We start from the raw sequence: 19,792 nt of genomic DNA, 5'->3' as shown, positions 1-19,792 counted from the left end.
AAAAGTGAAACGGATTTACGTTTCGTGTTCGAATAGATGCATATAAATTCGCTCCTTGCGAGAATGATTATTTATATATTCGGGATTTTTGAGTGGAATTCCTTTGAAATATAAAGAGAAGGTAGATATTTAATGAAAAATTGGATTGAGTTTACAGATAAAGAGTACGATCGAATTTGGGATAAAGTATATAGTGACTATGAATTTTCACCAAGTGTTTCAATATTTCCATCGTTTAAAGTACCAGGACCGTTTATCACATATGACATCTCTCATTATTTTGGAGAATCGGTAGATTTAAATGTATATGATGAACTTGAAGAAAAAGCATTAAAAGTTTTCAAAGAGAATACAGCATTGAATGAATATATGATGGCACTAGATTGGCAACATGAGTGTTATTGGGTAAATCCACACTTAGAGTTTGAAAGAAATGAATTTTAAGAGTGGCGTATACCAATATTTCCGAATGGTGATTACTATTTCTTTATTCAGAAAGACTTTAAGTGGGGGTATTTAGGCCATCCTTGGGAGAAGAGTATAACGATATTTGGAAAAGAAATAATAGAGAGTTTTAAACACAATAAACCGGAAATGTTTCAAAATATTTTAAGGCAGGGATAATGTTTTAAAGAGAAAAAACGCTTATACTTCATTCTTGAAGCATAAGCGTTTTTGTTTTGGCCGTTTTCATTTAAAAATACTTAAAAATAAAAATCTTTTGGTAAAGTACCATTTTTTATCACCGTTCTTAACCCATGTTTTATAATCCAAGGGTTAACAGGATGCTGTTTATCACGTAATTGCTGCAACCATTGAAAAACGAGTTCTTTATCTTCCTTCGTAATATCGTTAATATGATTGGCTACAGATTTTTGAACATACTTAGAAGGGTCATTCATTAATGGTTCAAGAAGCTGTAAATTGTTCTTAAAGTTACCTTTTAGAGCTCCTGTTTTTTTTGCCCAAGGAAGTCTTGGTCTTGTACCTTCAGAAATTAGTCTCCTAATGTGGCTGTTTTCGTCATGAATCCACTGTTGTAAAATATTTAGTGTGTCTTCATGGTACGTTTCAAGAAAAGGCCGAATGGCATATTCAGCAGTATTCCTTTTTGTTATTTCATACATTGCATGGAATGAGGAGTCAAAATCGTTAAGCCCATATTTTTCAACGTATTTTGCGATAGGCATGTACATATAGCCGTTTGTAAATGTACCTACTTCTGTTGTATTTTCTGGTCCCAATGTTTTCAGTAATATATGTATTGCTTCATTAAAATCTTTTTGTAAAGCATTGTGTAATTCATCTGCTATTACTTCAATCCGTTGCTTTAACTCTAAACCTTCAACTTTACATGTTACGGAGGCTATAAAGTTTTTTTTAGAGAAAGTAGAATCGTGTTTACAAATAGAATCAGCCATTTTTTCTGCTAATTCATCATTAAATAAAAATTTTAATGGAACGTATTTACCCATTTTTCCACCTCATTGATCAGTTGAAAATAATTTTTATTTTTTAATCGACAATCCATAAACTAACGTCTCACTAGGAGTCGTAATACTAAAACCAGTCGTCTTATAATCAAGTTTCACTGTATCACCAGTGTAATCTTTCATGAATGAGTCCATTTGTACAATAAGCATTTCATCCTCATATACAATATCATCTGCATTGTATGTATCCCAAACTAAATCAACATCAACGAAAATGCTACAAGAGTTTGTCATTGTTCCTCTAATGCGAATGATCTTTTTATCTTCACGTTCTAATCTATGTATAGCTGCCTTTGCTTCATCAGTAATACGAATGTTCATTGTATCCCAACCTTTATTTTTATTTCTTTTATTATTGCAAAAACAAAAGAAATAGGGAAGTAAAGAGAATTGTAAAAAAAACGAGCAAACAAAATTGTTTGCTCGCTCTACTTTATTTTAGTTCACATTTATCAAGTGGAATCACTTTTGTTTTCTTTGTAAATTTATATCCTAACCATAGTACTAAGAAGAGCGGTAAACCGATGTAAGAAACGAGTACGCCGTTCCAATCGATTGATTCACCCATAAATGCGCCGTAGTTTTGTCCTAAAATTACGATGACGCAAAGTGTAAATGCGAAGATTGGACCGAATGGGAACCATTTTGCTCTATATGGTAAGTCTTTTAAATCTTTTCCTTGTGCGATATATGCTTTACGGAAGCGGTAATGACTAATTGCAATACCAACCCATGCGATAAAGCCAGACATACCAGAAGCGTTTAATAACCAAATATATACAACACCGTCACCGAATAAAGAAGCGATGAAAGCGACGCTACCAACTACTGATGTTGCGATTAGAGCGTTAACAGGTACACCACGGCTATCTAATTTGCCTAAAAACTTCGGTGCTTTTCCTTGACGAGCTAAATCCCAAAGCATACGAGTTGATGCGTACATGCCAGAGTTACCAGCAGATAAAACTGCCGTTAAAATAACAGCGTTCATAACAGAAGCAGCAAAGGCAACGCCCGCTTTTTCAAATACAAGTGTAAATGGACTTACTGTAACATCACTTGCTGCAAGACTTTCAGTTGTATAAGGAATTAATAAACCGATAACGAGAATTGCAAGGATATAGAATAAAAGAATGCGCCAAAAGATCGAACGAATTGCTTTTGGGATATTGCGTTCTGGATCAGACGTTTCACCAGCAGCTACACCTAATAATTCAGTTCCTTGGAAGGAGAAACCAGCAGCCATAAATACACCGATAATTGCCATGATACCGCCGTTAAATGGAGCATCTGCAACAGTGAAGTTTTTAAAGCCGACAGATTCGCCGCCCATAATTCCAAAAATCATCATGAAGCCGACAACTAAGAAGATAATAATAGTAACTACTTTAATAAGTGCGAACCAATATTCAGATTCACCAAAACCTTTAACAGATAAATAGTTTAAGAGAAAAATAATAGCTAAGCATAATCCACTCCAAATGAGGGAAGGGGTATCAGGGAACCAAAATTTCATAATTAATGTTACGGCCGCTAGTTCTGCCGCAATTGTAATCGCCCAGTTATACCAATAGTTCCATCCAAGTGCAAAGCCAAGTGATGGATCAACAAATTTTGTTGCATACGTGCTAAAAGATCCAGTAACAGGCATGTAAGCTGCAAGTTCAGCTAAGCTTGTCATTAAGAAATACACCATAATTCCAATTGCGGCGTATGCGATTAGTGCACCGCCAGGACCAGCTGAATGGATTACACCACCGCTGGCAAGAAATAGTCCGGTACCGATTGTACCACCGAGAGAAATCATCGTAAGGTGACGAGATTTTAATCCGCGTTTTAATTCACCTTGTCCTTGTGTAGTTTGCGTTTTAGAGGTAGATTGATTTGTTGCGCTATTCATGTTCAACACTCCTTTTCTTGTAGGTTAGGAAGGAGCGGGGGAGAAAAATACAAAAAACCGCCAAAGGAATTAGGCGGAACGTTTCACAAATAACCACCCCATCATACCCTTCCGTTAAGATAGCACCCCACGTTTACACGGTAATTTTGTAAACGTGACAGTTCTGTTCCTTTCGGAGACAGCCCCAGCTCATACTTCCAGAGAAGAAATACAAACTTCGGCAACTTTTCCTTTCAAACGGAGTCAGTGACATTCTCTGTGTCTCGTCCGTTTTACTTTTAAAAGTCGCAACCTCTACCTCATCGGATTGATGAGGATTTATATATTGCTAAGATATTTAATATATGGCAATTGTAATGAGTTTCTGAATATATTGCAAGGAATTTTGTTAGGAAAAGTCAAAAAATATCGGTTATTGTATAGGAAACGCTTGCATAACTCCACCCGAACCTACTATTATGTAGCAATAAACAAAGAAAAAATTGTTATACAAATGTTTCGCAAAAAATAATGAAAAACCCTTTAAAATTAAAAGAAAATTCAGAAAATATAATTCGACATAACGATTGAAGGGTATCACTTCTTTTATTTTGTTCTAAAGAAAAAACATATGTGCAAATAAAAAAAGTGAATATTCTTTCTTTTTGTAGTAAAATTGAAGTACTGTTTAATTAAAAAGGGGACATCGTTATGAAATTAGAAACAGAAAGATTACATATTATCCCGTGTACGGAAGAATGGGTTCAGATTGCGAAGAATCAAGGATACAATAGCGGCCCGCATATTGCAGGGCATGTAGAAAATATAAAACAAGATAAGGATTTATTACCGTGGGGTGCGTGGTATGTCATTCGAAAAGAAGATAACATCGTACTAGGGGATATAGGATTTAAAGGGAAACCGAACGAGAAACGTACAGTAGAAATTGGTTACGGTTTTATTGAGAAATATTGGAATAAAGGGTATGCTACAGAATCTGTAGATGAATTAATAAAGTGGGCTTTCCAGACAGGAAAGGTAGATACAATTATTGCGGAGACACTCTTTGAAAATGGTAGTTCGATTCGTGTATTAGAGAAATTACATATGAAGAGAGTAGATACAACAGATACGATGATTAATTGGAAAATAGAAAAATAAAAAATACCGCTCGATATAGTTCGAGCGGTATTTTTTATCATTATGGTAGCATTTGTTTTTGATCTTTCGGATAGCCGCCTGTTGATGCGTTAGAACGATTGGAATGATTACGGACAGCAATGAAAATAGAAATAATAACGACAAGACCAACTGCCACGTAAGAAAGTGAAATAATAGTTGGATCCACTTTAAATGTTGTAAGTAGTGTACGAATATTCGTAAAGATAATAAGGCCACCAACTAATACCCCAAGTAAATGAGGTGGAACGATACGTACTAACCATGCGGCAATTGGAGCTGCGACAATACCGCCAAGCATTAAGGCGAATACCCAAACCCAGCTTACTTGTTCCCAGCCAAGTGAGATGAAGAAACCAATTGTTGCAGCGAGCGAAACAGGAAACTCACTCGTATCTACAGATCCAATAACTTTTCTAGCTTCATTTCCTCTTGCTAGCAGTACAGGTGTCGTAATTGGACCCCAGCCACCGCCACCAGTTGAATCGACGAATCCAGCGAATAAGCCGAGTGGCACAAGTTGTTTGGCAGACATGCGCTTTTTGGAAGTAACAATTTGTTTTTGAATAATGAATCGTAATAAAATATAAACGCCTAAAGTGAATAAAAATATTGAAATGTACGGTTTAATCACATCGCCAGGTAAATTACTTAAAAAACATGCCCCAACAAATGCCCCAATTGCTCCGGGTAATGTTAATCTGGAAACTGTATATTTATCAACGTTTCCAAATTTGATGTGCGATGCACCAGAAGCTGCGGTTGTAACGACTTCAGCTAAGTGAACAGATGCGGATGCTACAGCTGGTGCAATACCAAACATTAATAATAGTGAGGTAGATGTTACCCCATACGCCATTCCAAGTGCCCCATCAATCAATTGAGCGAAAAATCCAATAATAGCAAAGACAATTAATTTCTGCATAAATAATCCCCCTGTAATAATAAATGAAAAAAGCACTTTTCCCGTATGAGAAAAGTGCCTTTGGTTTTTCCAATCAGCAATAATTAAATTTGTTTCATTATAATACATATTAATCATATAAATCAACTAGGTTTTTAAGTTTTTTGAATTGAATGAAAGAAAAATAAAATATACAATAAAAGGATGGAGAGAAAGGGGAGAAAGACATGTTACGATTTGATCATCTTGTTCACGCAGTGCCTTGTACACCGGAGGAAGCAGCAAAACAAATGCAAGAGCGTGGATTTCATACTGTATTAGGCGGAGAGCATACTACTTGGGGAACTTGGAATAGTTTATGTTATTTTGATTTATCATACATAGAATTTTTAGCTGTGCAGCATGAAGAAAAAGCGAAAGAAGCAGAAAATCCATTAGTACAAGAAACGGTGGTGAAATTACAAAATGGAGAAGGAATGCTACAAATTGCAATTCGAACAGATGCTATTGAAGAACTAGCAGTTAAGTTTAGTAAGCATGGCTTACATACGATAGGGCCATTTGAAGGGAAACGTATGAGAAAAGATGGCCGGCTTTTAGAATGGAAAATGTTATTTGTAAAGCAAGAAGAAAGCGGGCCGAGATTACCTTTTTTTATACAGTGGAATGAAACCGATGAAGAAAGAAGAAACGACTTACGCAACATAGGGACGATCACGGAACATAAAAACAAAGTGCAACACATTGAAGTGATCCATTATGCAGTGAAAAATGTTCGAGACACAGTGCGAAAGTGGAAAGAAGTAATGGGGCTAACTGCAAGTTCAGTCACAAAAAATGAAAAATGGAATGCTGAGTGCCAAAGTGTAGCGTTTGGTGACATTCATGTACAGTTTTGTGAACCGATTGGGGAAGGGCTAGTGAAAGAACAGTTGATTAGGAATGGTGAATATCCTTTTGCAGTGGAGTTTAAAGGGGAGAATAAACGAGAGTATGAAGTGTTAGGTAGTTTGTACATATATGAATAGAGGGGATGTTTTGGAAGAAATAGTAAGAGAGATAGAAAGAAAACTAGAATGGCCCTGTATTGTAAAATGTATAGCCATTACAAAAGGTTTTTCGCATGAGGAGAAATATAAAATTGAACTAGAGAATCGTGAAACGTATTTTGTAAAAGTGTGTGATTCTGCTAATTATGAACGAAAACTAGAAGAATATACGTATATGAAACAAATAGAGTTATTACATATTCCAACGCCCAAGTTAATTCATTTTATAAAACTTGAAGAATTAAATAAATGTGTTCAAGTATTTGAATGGATTGACGGAGTAAATGGTGAAGAGAGCTTACGGAAGTTATCGGTGGAAGAACAGTATGATGTAGGAAGAAAAGCAGGAGAAGTATTAAGGAGAATTCACTCAATTGAAAGAGAAAGTGCAAGTAATAAATGGGAAACATTTAGATGGAATAAATACGAAAGATACATAGAGGCACTAGCAGACTACGAGGTGAATTTTCTGGATTTGAAGCCAGTATTAACCTTTGTAGAAAACCATAAAGACTTATTAAAAAATCGTCTAATCACACTTTTACACGATGATTTCCATCCAGCAAATAGTATGATTCATAACAAGGAGTTTATCGTTATCGATTTTGGTGGATATGATTTTGGCGATCCAATACACGATTTTTATAATGTAGCGATTTTTACTACAAGAATAAGCAAACCATTTGCGGTTGGACAAGTTCACGGTTATTGCGGAGGCGAACCGTCACTTCACTTTTGGCAGCTGTACTCCTTATATGCAGCAATGACATTCCCAGCTGATATCGTTTGGACAAACCGAAGCACACCGCACCTAGTAGATGATATGAAGGAAAGACTAAATGGAATTTTAGAAGAACATAATCATTTTTCGTCCTATGTTCCAAGATGGTATCAATCCTATCATATGGATATAATGAAAAATAAATAACGGAGGGATTCATTTGGATAAAATAGCGGTAATTTCAGATATTCATGGTAATATTCCGGCATTAGAATCTGTGCTGAAAGATATTAAATTAAGAGGAATCGAGCGCATTATTTGTCTTGGAGATTTAGTAGGAAAAGGCCCTCATTCAAGCGAAGTAATTGAAATCATTCGTAAAGAATGCGAAGGCGTTGTAATGGGGAATTGGGATGATTTTATTACAAAACCGACTGAATTTGAAGCATTAAAATGGCATCAAAAACAATTATCAGAAGAACAAAATGACTATTTAAGAAGCTTACCATTTTCGATCGAATTTTTTATGAGCGGAAAACTCATTCGTATGTTTCACGCTTCACCGAGAAGTTTATATGAAAGAATTCAACCACACGCTTCAAGAGAAGAACGTATTAGTATGTTCGAAAATAGTGATCTGACGGAAAATATAGAAGGGGAAAGAAAACCAGATGTCGTTTGCTATGGTGACGTTCACCAAGCGTTCGTTCAAAATTTCAGAGGGAAAACGTTATGTAACGCTGGTAGTGTAGGAAATCCTCTTGAAATTACACAAGCATCCTATTTAATCTTTGAAGGAACGTACAATGAAAAAGAAGCCGCAAGCTTTTCTATTCAACTCGTACGTGTACCGTATGATATTGAATTAGCTATCAGGCTAGCAGAAGAACTCGATATGCCAGACCTTGAAGAATATAAACAGGAGTTACGGACTGCTTTGTATCGAGGGTTTAAGGGAAAGTAAGCCAATCATCATATATCAACGATTCGAGAAAGGATATCGACTTACCGACAAAAAAGTGACATGAATTGTTACTCGTAATTATGTTATGTAAACAAATTGCAGGAGGAGATATCATGAACCGAAAACAACGAATCACAGAAATTGCAGATCACATATTAAAGCTAAACTTAACTCATCCAATAAGAGTTGGAGTAAGTGGTATTACAGCATCAGGAAAAACAACATTTGCAAACGAACTAGCGGAAGAAATAAAAAAACGAGGATTACCAGTAACACGCGCCAGCATTGATGATTTTCATAATCCAAGAGTGATTCGTTATGCAAAAGGAAAAGAATCTGCAAGAGGGTATTATGAAGATGCACACGATTATACAGCTTTCAAAGAAAGATTATTAATGCCTTTAGGACCTAACGGGAATTTACAGTATGAAACGATTTCTCATAATTTAAAAACGGACCTACCTGTACAAAACGCGCCGCTAGTGGCCCCGCCAAATATGGTGTTAATAGTAGATGGAACATTTTTATTGAAAAAAGACGTTGAACATCTATTTGATTATACAATTTTTATAGATACAGATTTTGAGATTGCGAGAAAACGTGGTGCTAAGTGGGAAACTGAAGCTTTTGGAAGTTATGAAGAAGCAGAGAAAATGTTTTTGAACAGGTATCATGCAGCTTGTAAAATGTATATAGATGAGCATAATCCGAAAGAGTGTGCGGATGTTATATTTCAGAATAGTGATTTAGGAAATCCAGAAATTATATTTCATGAAAGAGCGTAATACATAATCAGAAATATATGTATAGTCTTTTGTTTATTGTTATAATTAAATTAATTTTATGAAGCAAATAAAAGGGGATAAGACAATAAAAAACGCAAAAAGGGGACAAGAAATATAATGAATGAAGTACTAGAACTAAAAGAAGAACTACTACAAATTAAAAATAACAATTATGCTGTACCAGAAGACGTAGATGCATATCCATATGCACAGTGGATGCTAGATTATATCGGATCACAGGATGCTGAACTGCGCGATGATTTGATATATAGTACGCTTCACAAATGGATTACAAATGATGTGTTTAGACAAAAAGAATTACGGGGATTAATGCTGCAAGCAATTAGCCCTGATTATTTATTTTATAAAATTGGTGAAAAGGGAACAGACTCTGTTTTTAAACGAGCATTCTCCGTATTAATTCCACCACTTATTTTATCTGTTCATGAAAGAGAACCACTGTTATCTGAAGAACAACTGTACAGTGTGGCAGAACAAGTGCTGGAATATGTATATTTAGAAGAAGATGTAAGAGGCTACGTAGAAGGAAAAGGCTGGGCACACTCTACTGCACATGCAGCAGATGCGCTCGATGCTTTAGCGCGTACAATCCAAAATCGTGAGTTCTCATATGCAATACTAGCTGCCGTTCGTCAGAAGGTACGCTTACATGACTACGTATACATTCACTTTGAGGATGAGAGATTAGTAGCACCAATTATGTCGTTACGTAACCAAAATCTTTTAACTGAAGAAGAGTGGAGCAACTGGTTACATAGTATAGCAACTGTTGAAGATATCCGACATCCGCAGCATGCTATTTTAGTACAAAATATTAGAGCTTTCTTAAGAAGTTTATATTTCATAGCTTTAGAGAAAGAGGGAAGCACTGCCTTTACAGATGATATATTGGAGACTTTAAAGGAAGCACGTAGGTATTAAAAAGGTCCATACTTAGAAAAAATAAGTAGATATTAATATTGAAAAATTTATTAGAACTTTATTTTTACATTGTACCCTTTCAGTATAGGCTGAAAGGGGTGTTAAATGAAAAAAGTATTGAAGATAGGAAAGATAATATTTTTTGTTTGTATTAGTATGATTTTTCTTGGAACTGGCGCTGTATTCATATATCATAACTATCAATTAAAAATGGAATCGAAATTAATGAACAATAAAGGTGAACTTATTAATTTCAATAATAAAAAAGTGAATGTTTATAATGAGGGGAGCGGGGAGGAGACGTTTGTATTTATGGCCGGATCTGGAATTGCCGCTCCTGTGTATGAATTGAAAGGCTTATATAGTGAATTTTCAAAAGAAAACAAGATTTCTGTAATTGAGAGAGCTGGTTATGGATACAGTGATGTTTTTCAAGATGATAGAGATATTGATATGATACTAGAACAAACGAGAGAAGCGCTTATTCGAAGTGGAAATAAACCACCATACATTTTAGTACCACACTCTCTATCGGGAATAGAGGCTATTTATTGGGCACAAAAATATCCAAATGAAGTAAAAGGGATTATTGCGTTAGATATTGGTTTACCTAAACAGTACGTAACTCATAAAATAGGCATGGTTGATTCATTAAAAATAAAAGGAATAAATATTTTAACGAAAATTGGTTTTCAGAGATTAGTTCCCTCTATCACTTATAATCCTGAAGTCATTAGGCAATCCTTTTTAAACGAACAGGAAAAAGATATTTATAAAGCGCTTACATACAAGAGGGCTTTTAATGATGATATGAAGCAAGAGCTTTTACAAAGCTACAATAACGGTAAAAAATCAAATTCCTTATCAATCCCAAAAGAAACACCTATTTTATTTATAGATGCGATTGCTAGGCAATATAAAGATTCGAAGTATACAAAGCAAAAAAACGAAGATTATAAGGAGTTTGCTAGCAAGTTATTAATAGCTGATGTAAAAATAATTGAAGGTACGCATAGTATTTATTTATACGCTCCTGATGAAATATACAAATTTGCTATGGATTTTATTAATAATAAAGTAGTGAAGAACTAAGCTATTGTTATTTTAGCGACGAAAGGTCTATACATAATGAAAGTATATAACATATTAATTGTTGAAGACGATTTGATTATAGGAGATTTATTACAAAAAATTTTGCAACGCGAGAAGTATAATGTGTATTGGGAGAAAGAGGGAAGGAAAGTTCTTGATGTAATTCATGACATAGATTTAGTCATAATGGATGTTATGTTACCAGGCGAAGATGGTTATCAAATTACAAAGAAAATAAAAAATCTAGGACTAAATATTCCAATTATATTTCTATCAGCTAGGAATGATATGGATAGTAAACTAAAAGGTTTGACTATTGGAGAAGAATACATGATAAAACCTTTTGATCCTAGAGAGTTGCTGTTAAGGATTCAGAAAATGTTAGATAATCAATATGGTACTTTCGCGCAAATTAACCATTTATTTATAGATGCAGAATATAAAAGAGTTTTCATAAATGGTTTGCGTGATGAAGTTGCTTTTACTGCAATTGAGCGTAAAATATTCTTCTATTTATATGAAAATAGAGATAGAATTCTAACAAAAGAACATTTCTTTGATTACTTATGGCAACTTGAAGATAGAAATCAAAATATCATGAACGTACATATAAAAAAAATTAGGGCCAAAATCGATGATAAAACAGGTGATATTATTCAAAATATTTATGGAGAAGGGTATAGACTAAATACCTATATGAAGAAATGAACTTAAAGAAAAAATATCAGTTACTACTATTCTCCGCTATTGTTAGCGTACCTCTGTTATTGTTGTCGATTAGTATTTTTGTATCAGTTATTTATAATGTTGCCTTTAAAACTAAAAATAAGAACATTCCTTTTCACGAATCCTTTGCATATCCTACTATGTTAATCATATTTTTATTATCACTATTAGTATTAGCTTTTGTATTTTCAAAATCGATAAACTCATTATTAAATAAAATTAATGTATTAAATCAAACGATTCGAGATTTAGCTAGTGATAAAAAAATCCCTAATATAATAGATGTCAAAAGTGATGATGAGATGGGAGAACTGATTAGGTCAGTAAACCTGCTTATAGAAAGAACAACTTATCGAGAATTAGAACTACAACAACAGGAACAAATAAAAAAAGAGCTATTAAATAAATTACGGCATGATATTAATACACCCTTAACTGCAGTTAGATTACAATTATATTATTTAGAAGGCGAATACGAAGCACAAGCGCCAGTACTTGAATCACTGTATGAGCAGATACAATATATAAGTGATTTAACTAACGAATTTAATATTCAATCTACAGAGACCTTAGAGAATACTTATATTGTGAATGATGAAGTGAATATACATAATTTAATAGAAAATATGATTAAAAAATGGAGCTATTTGTATAGCATTCATAAAATTGAATTAGTATATAATTCACAAGATAAAGAGTTGACATGGAATAGTAATGAGTTATGGATTCAAAGGCTATTTGATAACATTTTTCAAAATGTCCTTAAACATTCACAAGCTAAAAAACTTGAGATCCTCATAGACAATGATATTGTTTCCTTTAGAGATAACGGGGTTGGGTTTGATATGAATAGTAAAGGAACGGGACTCGGTTTGAAAAATATTGAAGGTATATCAAAGATGTTCGATATAAAATACACTTTACAATCAAATAGTGAGGGGACTATGTTTTCATTTGAAAACACTTAAGTTTAAAACAAATTACATAAAACCAATACTTCCCAACCATACTAATAAAATGTGTTGGAGGTGAGTTTTATGGATAAAAAAGACTTTGAAAAAGTTTATAATGAATACTTACACCAAGGGGAAGAGCAAGCTCAATTAGAAGTAGCTCAGGAAGTTGATTCAGGAGCAGAACAAATTGTTGCCGTTCGTAAAAATGATGATGGGGATTTAATTGCCTTTAAAACAAGTAGCGGGAGAGAGTTAGATTATATTACTGCTCTTGATGAAGCAAAATCAGGAAAGCTAGCTCATGTGGACGTATTTCATAAGTATGGTAGAGATATTATACGTAGTGAACCGGATGGTCTAAAGGAAAATAACTTAGATAATTTACCATCATTTTAAACGGGTAAACTCCAAGAAGAGAATGTTCATTTTGATATTCTCTTCTTTTTTTTACAAAGCTTTCCCTACAAATAGAAGGTTCATTTCTAAAGTGAAATTATACTTTTAAAGAGCTCTCTAAATTTCTCTTTATCTTCTGCTGTAAATGGTTTTGGCCCCTTTGTGCGCTTGCCGCTTTTTCGAACCATTGCACTTAAATAACGTGTTTGTAACAATTGGTCAATGTTTTCATTCGTATACTTGTAACCTTTATGGTGTAGAACGATACAGCCTTTTGCTAAAGCGAGCGAAGCAAGACCGTAATCTTGCGTTACGATTAAATCTTCTTTTTTTGCTAACTGCATAATCCGGTAATCCGCAGCATCTGCTCCGGAATCAACATAAATTGTTTCCACACCTGCTGGCTGCTTAGCATTAGAATAATGAGAAAAGCTAGTAACGAGGGTTACAGGGATTTCTGCATTCGTAGCTTCAAAAATAATTACATCTTTTACAGGACAAGCATCTGCATCAACGTAAATTTTCATTATTATCACTCCTATAAATAGGTTCGTGTTGATAATAATGGTAGAATTAGGTTTTGTCAAACGAGTAATATCTTCCGCAATTTAATACGTATGTATTTTTATAAGATAAACGAATATTTCGAACTAAATAACGAATGTACTATAGATTTTAATAAGTGGTTATATGTAGTGATGTGAAAATTTCTTAATACGAAAGTATTAGGAAGTTTTATTTGAATTTCATTCTGCGGATTGATTTTTAATAGCGTTTATTTGGATAAAATAGCGATTGAATATATATAAATAAAATGTATTTTAAATTAGAGGATCATTTCATGTTACTGCTCTATGCAATGGTTTCAAAAGATAAGTAAGTCTGAAATTAATCAGGAGGGCCGAATGAGGAGTTTAGATTTATCACAAACAACTATTAATATATCAAAAAATGATCTTATTTATAAAACGAATGATGATAAGTATTGGGTGTATGAAGTGATTTTTCAATTGCAAGAAGGAATACCACCTCATAGCCATCCGTTTGGAGAAGATTGTGCCGTTGTGTTGTCAGGTCATTTGGATTATTATATTTCAAATAAAAAAATAATTCGTGCATCAAAAGGAGAGGTAGTGTTTGGATGGAAGAACCATATACATGGCTATAAAAATAATGAAATGGAACCATTGCATCTATTAATTTTCGTTGCGCCGAATAAAATCGGACTAGAATATTTACCCGATGATGATCCGAAAATTGTGCATGTACCGGAAGGAAAGCGAATGATGAAGCTTTCCGAATATCAAGTAGTACATTCTTCTTTTTCTTCTTTTGAAAGAATAAAAATAGATGGTGAATATTCAGAAGCATATAATGAGAATGGACTTATGGCATTTATTGATATTGAAAATAAACAAATATATATATTTGAGGGTGAGAATGCGGAGATAAAAACTTCAAATCCCATAGTATTTATTAAGTATACAGCTAGATTGTGAGAATGGAGAGTTGATTTTCTCTATTTATAATAAATGTGTAGTTAGGAATATGAAAGAGGACTATTAAGGATGGGCGGAAAGGTGAATTAATCATAATGAGTTACAATTTATAAGAATCATTCTTAGAAGTAGGAAAGAAATATAGAGAAAAACGAAAAATCTGGAAAAGAAAGCCCCCTGTATCAATCATCAGGAGCTTTCTTATAATTTAATTTTGGAATGAAGCTTCTTTTCATTATTTTTTGCTAACTTATTATCTGGAGTTAATGAATAAAGAAGTTTTAAATGTATTAAAAAGTTATTTTATTTCCCGCAAACCAAAATAGCCTCACGTAAACGAGAAATCCCTTCCTCAATTTGATTAATATTCACTTTTCCATAAGATAAACGAATATAACCATCTTTCGCGCCGAAAATACTGCCTGGCATAAAGGCGATTTCTTGTTTTAAACTTTGCATAATGAGTTGTTTTTCGTTTATCGGTTCGTTTAATTTTCCCCATATGTATATACCGCCGGTCGGGTTTGAAAAAGAGATTTTGTCGTGAAGTTGCTCATTTAAGGCGCGAACGATAACGTCTCTTTTTTCCGCTAATTGTTTTCGTAACGGTACGATATGAGACTGAAATGGTACAGTTTCGAAAAATTGTTGCATAAGCCACTGCGGGAAAATGCTCATACCTAATTCCATTTGATGCCTTGCGTCGGATAACCTTTCTACTACAGACTGCGGGGCGACGAGCCAGCCGACTCGTAATCCTGGTGCAATCATCTTTGATAAGGAATGTACATAAATGACTGTTCCATTTTCATCAATCGATTTCAAAGTAGGGCAAGGTTGTTTCTTTTCTAACGTAAGCAAGCTGGATGGATCATCTTCAACGATTGCAATTCGTAAATCTGCGCAAAGTGATAATAGTTTTTTTCTACGGTTTGGATGAAGCATCGTTCCCGTAGGGTTTTGGAAATTTGGATTTAAAAAGATCATTTTAATACGGTGTTTTCTATATAACTCCTGTACATCATCTGGATTAATCCCATGTTCATCGACAGGTAATGGGAAAATACGAATACCTGCTGATTGGAATAGAGGCAGGGAATAACAGTGTGAAGGACTTTCGAAAGCAACAGCATCACCTGGATTTAATAAACATTGTACGATAAGATGAAGTGCTTGCTGAGCGCCGGATGTAATCATAATGGATTGTTCAGTCGCTTCCACTTTTAAATATTCCTTCATATATTTTACTACCGCTTGTCTTAATGGGAGATAACCTTGCGGGTGATCGTAACTTAATGAATGCGTTAACGGTTGTTCTCGCAAAATCGCTTGTAGTTGATCATGAGGATAGAGATTACAACCGAGTTCTCCGTTTGCAAAATCTATAATATTTTCATTTTGTTGTACTTCTGCCCGAATATGGCGAAGTAACGGTAAGTTTGGTAAAAACGTACCACCTTCTACGAAGTTTCTCCAGTTTGGTGTTAATGTTGGAGAAACACCCCACATATGTGTACTTACACGTGTACCTTTACCAGTTGTACTTTCTACAATTCCCATAGCACGTAGTTCATTATAAGCAGTCGTTACTGTACTTCGGTTTACATTTAACTGTGTAGCTAATTTCCGTTCGGAAGGGAGGAAGCTACCTGGAGGAAGTTCTCCATATGTAATACGTTTTTCAATAAAGTCAACAACTTGCTGATAAATAGGGATTTTACTGTCGTTATCTAGCTTCCATTCCATAAAAAACGCCTCCGTATCTTTTCAATACATTAAGTATAGCAAATTGGCTGGGTAAAAAAACAGCCAATTGGACGGTGTTATATCCAGCCAATTTTACTATGCTAAATAGGGAAGGGGAGATTCGGATGAAACGATGGCAAATGGAATGGCTCCTAGTATCAGTAGCATTAGTATGGGGAGCAAATTATACAATTGGAAAGTATGGCGTGGCATTTATGTCATCCATTCAATTTAATAGTTTACGATTTTTAGTAGCATCACCGGTATTATTACTTATTACATTTTTTATGGAACGCTCATTACGTATTGAAAGAAAAGATTGGTTACGATTAGTAGCAGTCGGCATCGTTGGAACGACAATGTATCAAACGATGTTTATGTTATCTGTGAAATATACTTCAGCAACGAACGCCTCATTATTAATTGCGATGTCACCTATTTTTACAGGGATATTAGCAGTATTACACAAACAAGAACGTTTTTCGATGAAAGTACAAATTGGTTCAATAGTAGCGTTTATTGGTGCAGCATTCGTTTTATTAACAGGGCATACAGGAGGAGCTACTTACGAATATGCGTGGCTCGGAAATATAATTGGATTAGTCGCAGCAATTGCATGGGGATGGTATCCAATATTAGCGCAACCTCTTATTACAAAATACTCCGCAATGAGAGTCACGTCATGGTCTACTTTAATTGGAATTGTACCACTAGTTATATACTGTTTATTCAACGTAAACACATTAACGTGGCCAGTAGACATGCCAAGCTGGGGTTCACTAGCATATTCAATCATCTTTGCGACAATATTTGGACTAGCAATGTGGTATGTCGGTATTAGTCAAATCGGTTCAACGAAAGTAATGGTTTATATGTATCTCGTACCATTATTCGCAGTGATCTTTGCAGCTGTAACAATTGGAGAGCAAATCAATATGATGCAACTCGTTGGCGGACTTATAATCTTTGTGGGTTTATATGTTGTAAAAAAAGGCGGAATCAAAAAGCCAGCTCTCAATTTAAAAAAGGTAAGCTAACAATAAAAAATGATCTCTTTCATATAGAAGGAGATCATTTTTTGTTTCGTACTAAAAGCGCGTGTTCAACAGCCCAATTTTGATGATCATGAAGTAAATATTCTATAGCAAGTAGTGGAGGTAACCACTTTAAAACATGATCTTTTTCAGAGGTTTCAGTTTGTTTATGTACTATGTTCGCAATGTAAAAGAACCCATCGTTTAAATAATATGTCCCTTCTTTTTCTGCATAAAGATATCGCGCTGCATTACCGATATATTGATCAATTTCAATTGCCCATCCTAATTCCTCTAGTATTTCACGATGCAAACATTCTTCTTTTGTTTCATTACCTTCCATACCGCCACCTGGTAAAAAATAACGGTCTCCTTTTTCGATGATAGCTATTTTTGAGCAAGTATTGTTAAAAATAACCGCATAGCAACTCGGCCGTAATACATAATGAACGGTGGGATTTTTAGAACCAAATGTGAGTTTTGAAATCATAAAACACGATCTTTCTCTATAAAATACATAAAAGGGATAATAAGGTAAATGTTGAATTATATTTAAGATAATCCTTGGTGATTGGAGTGATATCAAAATGATAAATCGAAAATGTTCAAGGTGTAAAGAAATAACGGGTACAATACATGGTGGTAAAAAAATTAAGGAAGAATTTTTGTGTGAAGATTGTCTTCAAAAAGGAATTGCGAGTGGGGAAATCGAATTATCACAAGTGGAGAAAGAACAAACTTCGTATCTTTCTATAAAAATATTAAAAATAATGAGTGTTATTTATTTAATCGTATCTATTATAACAGCTTTTTCTGCTGGATCACTTATACAAGATCCAGGGTTTGGTGGCGTATCATTTTCAATATCAGGTGCGATTGGTATTATGATACTTGGATCGATATTCCAGTCGGTGCTTGTATTTTCTGGTATTTGGGTATTCATTCTATTAGTAGAAACGGTTATTAAAATATATGAAAAAATGAAGTGAGTGAGAGGGAGAAATACATGCGAGTAAGAAACATTCAAGGGGAAGATTATGTAAAGATTCATTCTGTATTAAATGATTGGTGGGGCGGGAGAGATATGGCTCATATGTTGCCAAAATTGTTCTTCATTCACTTTCAAGAAACGAGTTTTATCATTGAAGAAGAGGGAGAAACGTTAGGTTTCTTATGCGGATTCTTCTCACAAACGCATAAAGAGGAAGCGTACGTTCATTTTATCGATGTCAATCCGAAGTATAGAAGAAGAGGAATTGCATCGACATTGTATTCTTATTTCTTTGATATTGCTCGTGCAAATAACCGTAAAGTTGTAAAAGCAATCACATCACCAGTTAATAAAAAATCGATACAATTTCATCAAGAAATTGGCTTTCGAATTGAGGCTGGGGATGATGAAATAGAAGGTGTATCCGTACATACAAATTATGACGGGAATGGCGGGAGTAGAGTTTTATTTTTAAAAAATGTATAAAGTAGGCTAACATGAAGTTAGCCTTTTTGTTGTGAGGAGGCAAGGATATGGAGAGTTCTCAAAGTAGAAATGAGTACATAAGACGCATATATAAAGTGCAAGATTATATAGAATCAAACATAAATGATTCACTTTCAATTGAAGAGTTAGCCAATGTAGCAGGATTTTCAAAGTTTCATTTTCATAGAATTTTTAAAGGGATAGTAGATGAGCCTTTATCTCGGTATGTAAACCGATTGAAACTAGAAAGGGCAACTCACCTTATTACATATCGTCCGGATATGACGATTACAGACATTGCGTATCACTTCGGGTTCACAGATTCAGCTGTTTTCTCCCGTACATTTAAAAATTATTACGGAGTAAGTCCGTCTCAATATCGAAACTACAATAGCAAGAATTGCAAAGACGTAAGTGAACCTTCTCAATACAATGAATGTAAGAAGGTTCGGGGAAATGTTGAAATTGTAACAGCGGACGATAGAAATGTCGCATACATAAGACATATCGGTACATATGAAGAGTTAGCTATAGCTTTTCCGAAAATGATAGAGAAATTATTTCGTTATGCAACGGAGCAAAACTATCATATATTTGGGGATACGAAAGTATTAACCATTTACCACGATCATCATGAATTTACTGAGGACTATCATTTAAGAACAAGTTTATGTATAACAATTCCCGATGAATCCGCAGTAGGAACGAGTGATATTGGAATAATGGTAATACCTTCAGGAAAATATGCGGTAGGCCATTTTGAAATACGTCAAAATGAATATAAAGGTGCATGGGATTTTTTATACGGCGAATGGCTCCCAAATAGCGGATATAAGCCGAGAGATTCGTATCCTTTTGAAGTGTATAGAAATGATCCAAGAAAGCATCCAGAACATAAACATATAGTGGATATATATGTACCGATCGAACCTTTTTAATCATAGATTAAG

At 34.4% G+C, this 19,792-nt stretch carries 22 protein-coding genes, 1 pseudogene and 1 riboswitch; of the genes and pseudogenes, 16 read left to right on the top strand and 7 right to left on the bottom strand.

All coding sequences use genetic code 11. The features are described from left to right. Nucleotides 1-132: 132 nt before the first annotated feature. Nucleotides 133-624, top strand: a pseudogene (locus JDS98_RS03135) (DUF2716 domain-containing protein). Nucleotides 625-704: 80 nt separating this feature from the next. On the opposite strand, the gene JDS98_RS03130 reads toward JDS98_RS03135, so the two are convergent. The 3 genes from JDS98_RS03130 to JDS98_RS03120 form a co-directional block, all read right to left on the bottom strand. After that, nucleotides 705-1,475 (bottom strand): DNA alkylation repair protein, encoded by a 771-nt coding sequence (locus JDS98_RS03130; protein ID WP_000521685.1) that lies wholly within the window; start codon nt 1,473-1,475, stop codon nt 705-707. 33 nt (nt 1,476-1,508) lie between these two features. Further along, on the bottom strand, nt 1,509-1,814 hold the full coding sequence (locus tag JDS98_RS03125) for an iron-sulfur cluster biosynthesis family protein (protein WP_097959355.1): 306 nt from the start codon (nt 1,812-1,814) through the stop codon (nt 1,509-1,511). A 112-nt stretch (nt 1,815-1,926) separates the two neighbouring features. Next, nucleotides 1,927-3,393, bottom strand: a complete 1,467-nt coding sequence (locus JDS98_RS03120; RefSeq protein WP_001083390.1) for an amino acid permease — start codon at nt 3,391-3,393, stop codon at nt 1,927-1,929. 112 nt (nt 3,394-3,505) lie between these two features. After that, a riboswitch (Lysine riboswitch) is annotated at nt 3,506-3,698 on the bottom strand. A 385-nt stretch (nt 3,699-4,083) separates the two neighbouring features. Here JDS98_RS03120 and JDS98_RS03115 point away from each other — a divergent pair. Further along, on the top strand, nt 4,084-4,533 hold the full coding sequence (locus tag JDS98_RS03115) for a GNAT family N-acetyltransferase (protein WP_000764584.1): 450 nt from the start codon (nt 4,084-4,086) through the stop codon (nt 4,531-4,533). 40 nt (nt 4,534-4,573) lie between these two features. On the opposite strand, the gene JDS98_RS03110 is transcribed toward JDS98_RS03115, so the two are convergent. Beyond that, complete coding sequence (locus JDS98_RS03110; protein WP_043323018.1) at nt 4,574-5,584, bottom strand: sulfite exporter TauE/SafE family protein; 1,011 nt, start codon at nt 5,582-5,584, stop codon at nt 4,574-4,576. A gap of 98 nt (nt 5,585-5,682) precedes the next feature. Between JDS98_RS03110 and JDS98_RS03105 the strand changes: the two genes are divergently transcribed. From JDS98_RS03105 to JDS98_RS03065, 9 genes are all read left to right on the top strand, one after another. Further along, nucleotides 5,683-6,483 (top strand): VOC family protein, encoded by an 801-nt coding sequence (locus JDS98_RS03105; RefSeq protein ID WP_098911269.1) that lies wholly within the window; start codon nt 5,683-5,685, stop codon nt 6,481-6,483. A 10-nt stretch (nt 6,484-6,493) separates the two neighbouring features. Next, nucleotides 6,494-7,432 (top strand): aminoglycoside phosphotransferase family protein, encoded by a 939-nt coding sequence (locus JDS98_RS03100; RefSeq protein ID WP_098911299.1) that lies wholly within the window; start codon nt 6,494-6,496, stop codon nt 7,430-7,432. A 13-nt stretch (nt 7,433-7,445) separates the two neighbouring features. Next, the gene (locus tag JDS98_RS03095; RefSeq protein WP_098711463.1) at nt 7,446-8,189 is read left to right on the top strand and encodes a metallophosphoesterase family protein; all 744 of its coding nucleotides are present in this window, start codon (nt 7,446-7,448) and stop codon (nt 8,187-8,189) included. A gap of 113 nt (nt 8,190-8,302) precedes the next feature. Further along, nucleotides 8,303-8,974: a nucleoside/nucleotide kinase family protein gene (locus JDS98_RS03090; RefSeq protein ID WP_098911270.1), complete on the top strand. Its 672-nt coding sequence runs from the start codon at nt 8,303-8,305 to the stop codon at nt 8,972-8,974. 117 nt (nt 8,975-9,091) lie between these two features. After that, entirely contained in the window at nt 9,092-9,916 is an 825-nt protein-coding gene (locus tag JDS98_RS03085) for a DUF2785 domain-containing protein (protein WP_098911271.1), read from the top strand. Nucleotides 9,917-10,021: 105 nt separating this feature from the next. Continuing rightward, nucleotides 10,022-11,008 (top strand): alpha/beta fold hydrolase, encoded by a 987-nt coding sequence (locus tag JDS98_RS03080; protein ID WP_098911272.1) that lies wholly within the window; start codon nt 10,022-10,024, stop codon nt 11,006-11,008. Nucleotides 11,009-11,044: 36 nt separating this feature from the next. Further along, nucleotides 11,045-11,716: a response regulator transcription factor gene (locus JDS98_RS03075; RefSeq protein ID WP_098711466.1), complete on the top strand. Its 672-nt coding sequence runs from the start codon at nt 11,045-11,047 to the stop codon at nt 11,714-11,716. After that, the gene (locus tag JDS98_RS03070; protein ID WP_199633542.1) at nt 11,713-12,702 is read left to right on the top strand and encodes a sensor histidine kinase; all 990 of its coding nucleotides are present in this window, start codon (nt 11,713-11,715) and stop codon (nt 12,700-12,702) included. The genes JDS98_RS03075 and JDS98_RS03070 overlap by 4 nt, the downstream gene beginning before the upstream one ends. Nucleotides 12,703-12,771: 69 nt before the next feature. Further along, nucleotides 12,772-13,086 carry a DUF3892 domain-containing protein gene (locus tag JDS98_RS03065; protein ID WP_098711468.1) on the top strand — a complete coding sequence of 105 codons (315 nt, stop codon included), beginning with the start codon at nt 12,772-12,774 and terminating at the stop codon, nt 13,084-13,086. Between the two features lie 86 nt (nt 13,087-13,172). Here the strand turns inward: JDS98_RS03065 and JDS98_RS03060 are convergent, their stop codons facing one another. Next, nucleotides 13,173-13,613: a YaiI/YqxD family protein gene (locus JDS98_RS03060; protein ID WP_000708767.1), complete on the bottom strand. Its 441-nt coding sequence runs from the start codon at nt 13,611-13,613 to the stop codon at nt 13,173-13,175. Nucleotides 13,614-13,991: 378 nt separating this feature from the next. Between JDS98_RS03060 and JDS98_RS03055 the strand changes: the two genes are divergently transcribed. Next, nucleotides 13,992-14,585: a cupin domain-containing protein gene (locus JDS98_RS03055; RefSeq protein ID WP_097980563.1), complete on the top strand. Its 594-nt coding sequence runs from the start codon at nt 13,992-13,994 to the stop codon at nt 14,583-14,585. A 303-nt stretch (nt 14,586-14,888) separates the two neighbouring features. On the opposite strand, the gene pdxR is transcribed toward JDS98_RS03055, so the two are convergent. Then, complete coding sequence (pdxR, locus tag JDS98_RS03050; RefSeq protein WP_098711469.1) at nt 14,889-16,331, bottom strand: MocR-like pyridoxine biosynthesis transcription factor PdxR; 1,443 nt, start codon at nt 16,329-16,331, stop codon at nt 14,889-14,891. Between the two features lie 125 nt (nt 16,332-16,456). Between pdxR and JDS98_RS03045 the strand changes: the two genes are divergently transcribed. Next, nucleotides 16,457-17,368, top strand: a complete 912-nt coding sequence (locus JDS98_RS03045; protein WP_098711470.1) for a DMT family transporter — start codon at nt 16,457-16,459, stop codon at nt 17,366-17,368. Nucleotides 17,369-17,402: 34 nt separating this feature from the next. On the opposite strand, the gene JDS98_RS03040 is transcribed toward JDS98_RS03045, so the two are convergent. Further along, nucleotides 17,403-17,855 carry an NUDIX hydrolase gene (locus tag JDS98_RS03040; protein WP_199633541.1) on the bottom strand — a complete coding sequence of 151 codons (453 nt, stop codon included), beginning with the start codon at nt 17,853-17,855 and terminating at the stop codon, nt 17,403-17,405. Between the two features lie 97 nt (nt 17,856-17,952). Between JDS98_RS03040 and JDS98_RS03035 the strand changes: the two genes are divergently transcribed. From JDS98_RS03035 to JDS98_RS03025, 3 genes are read left to right on the top strand one after another with little or no spacing between them, the layout of a single operon-like run. Then, nucleotides 17,953-18,354 (top strand): DUF3980 domain-containing protein, encoded by a 402-nt coding sequence (locus JDS98_RS03035; RefSeq protein WP_085450492.1) that lies wholly within the window; start codon nt 17,953-17,955, stop codon nt 18,352-18,354. Between the two features lie 17 nt (nt 18,355-18,371). Then, nucleotides 18,372-18,842, top strand: coding sequence for a GNAT family N-acetyltransferase (locus tag JDS98_RS03030; RefSeq protein WP_199633540.1), 471 nt, complete (start codon nt 18,372-18,374; stop codon nt 18,840-18,842). Nucleotides 18,843-18,889: 47 nt separating this feature from the next. After that, a complete protein-coding gene (locus tag JDS98_RS03025; protein ID WP_087970873.1) occupies nt 18,890-19,780 on the top strand; it encodes an AraC family transcriptional regulator in 891 nt (296 codons plus the stop codon). Nucleotides 19,781-19,792: the final 12 nt, after the last annotated feature.

Source organism: Bacillus cereus group sp. N11, assembly GCF_016483605.1.
GTDB lineage: Bacteria > Bacillota > Bacilli > Bacillales > Bacillaceae_G > Bacillus_A > Bacillus_A toyonensis.
The sequence above is the reverse complement of the archived record's forward strand: the minus strand, read 5'-3'. Positions and strand labels throughout refer to the sequence as shown.

Coding starts and splice junctions, on each gene's coding strand:
- JDS98_RS03040 (WP_199633541.1), bottom strand. CDS start 17,855: ATGATTTCAAAACTCACATTTGGTTCTAAAAATCCCACCGTTCATTAT.
- JDS98_RS03075 (WP_098711466.1), top strand. CDS start 11,045: ATGAAAGTATATAACATATTAATTGTTGAAGACGATTTGATTATAGGA.
- JDS98_RS03045 (WP_098711470.1), top strand. CDS start 16,457: ATGAAACGATGGCAAATGGAATGGCTCCTAGTATCAGTAGCATTAGTA.
- JDS98_RS03035 (WP_085450492.1), top strand. CDS start 17,953: ATGATAAATCGAAAATGTTCAAGGTGTAAAGAAATAACGGGTACAATA.
- JDS98_RS03060 (WP_000708767.1), bottom strand. CDS start 13,613: ATGAAAATTTACGTTGATGCAGATGCTTGTCCTGTAAAAGATGTAATT.
- JDS98_RS03130 (WP_000521685.1), bottom strand. CDS start 1,475: ATGGGTAAATACGTTCCATTAAAATTTTTATTTAATGATGAATTAGCA.
- pdxR (WP_098711469.1), bottom strand. CDS start 16,331: ATGGAATGGAAGCTAGATAACGACAGTAAAATCCCTATTTATCAGCAA.
- JDS98_RS03085 (WP_098911271.1), top strand. CDS start 9,092: ATGAATGAAGTACTAGAACTAAAAGAAGAACTACTACAAATTAAAAAT.
- JDS98_RS03070 (WP_199633542.1), top strand. CDS start 11,713: ATGAACTTAAAGAAAAAATATCAGTTACTACTATTCTCCGCTATTGTT.
- JDS98_RS03105 (WP_098911269.1), top strand. CDS start 5,683: ATGTTACGATTTGATCATCTTGTTCACGCAGTGCCTTGTACACCGGAG.
- JDS98_RS03125 (WP_097959355.1), bottom strand. CDS start 1,814: ATGAACATTCGTATTACTGATGAAGCAAAGGCAGCTATACATAGATTA.
- JDS98_RS03110 (WP_043323018.1), bottom strand. CDS start 5,584: ATGTATTATAATGAAACAAATTTAATTATTGCTGATTGGAAAAACCAA.
- JDS98_RS03080 (WP_098911272.1), top strand. CDS start 10,022: ATGAAAAAAGTATTGAAGATAGGAAAGATAATATTTTTTGTTTGTATT.
- JDS98_RS03030 (WP_199633540.1), top strand. CDS start 18,372: ATGCGAGTAAGAAACATTCAAGGGGAAGATTATGTAAAGATTCATTCT.
- JDS98_RS03025 (WP_087970873.1), top strand. CDS start 18,890: ATGGAGAGTTCTCAAAGTAGAAATGAGTACATAAGACGCATATATAAA.
- JDS98_RS03120 (WP_001083390.1), bottom strand. CDS start 3,393: ATGAATAGCGCAACAAATCAATCTACCTCTAAAACGCAAACTACACAA.
- JDS98_RS03055 (WP_097980563.1), top strand. CDS start 13,992: ATGAGGAGTTTAGATTTATCACAAACAACTATTAATATATCAAAAAAT.
- JDS98_RS03065 (WP_098711468.1), top strand. CDS start 12,772: ATGGATAAAAAAGACTTTGAAAAAGTTTATAATGAATACTTACACCAA.
- JDS98_RS03090 (WP_098911270.1), top strand. CDS start 8,303: ATGAACCGAAAACAACGAATCACAGAAATTGCAGATCACATATTAAAG.
- JDS98_RS03115 (WP_000764584.1), top strand. CDS start 4,084: ATGAAATTAGAAACAGAAAGATTACATATTATCCCGTGTACGGAAGAA.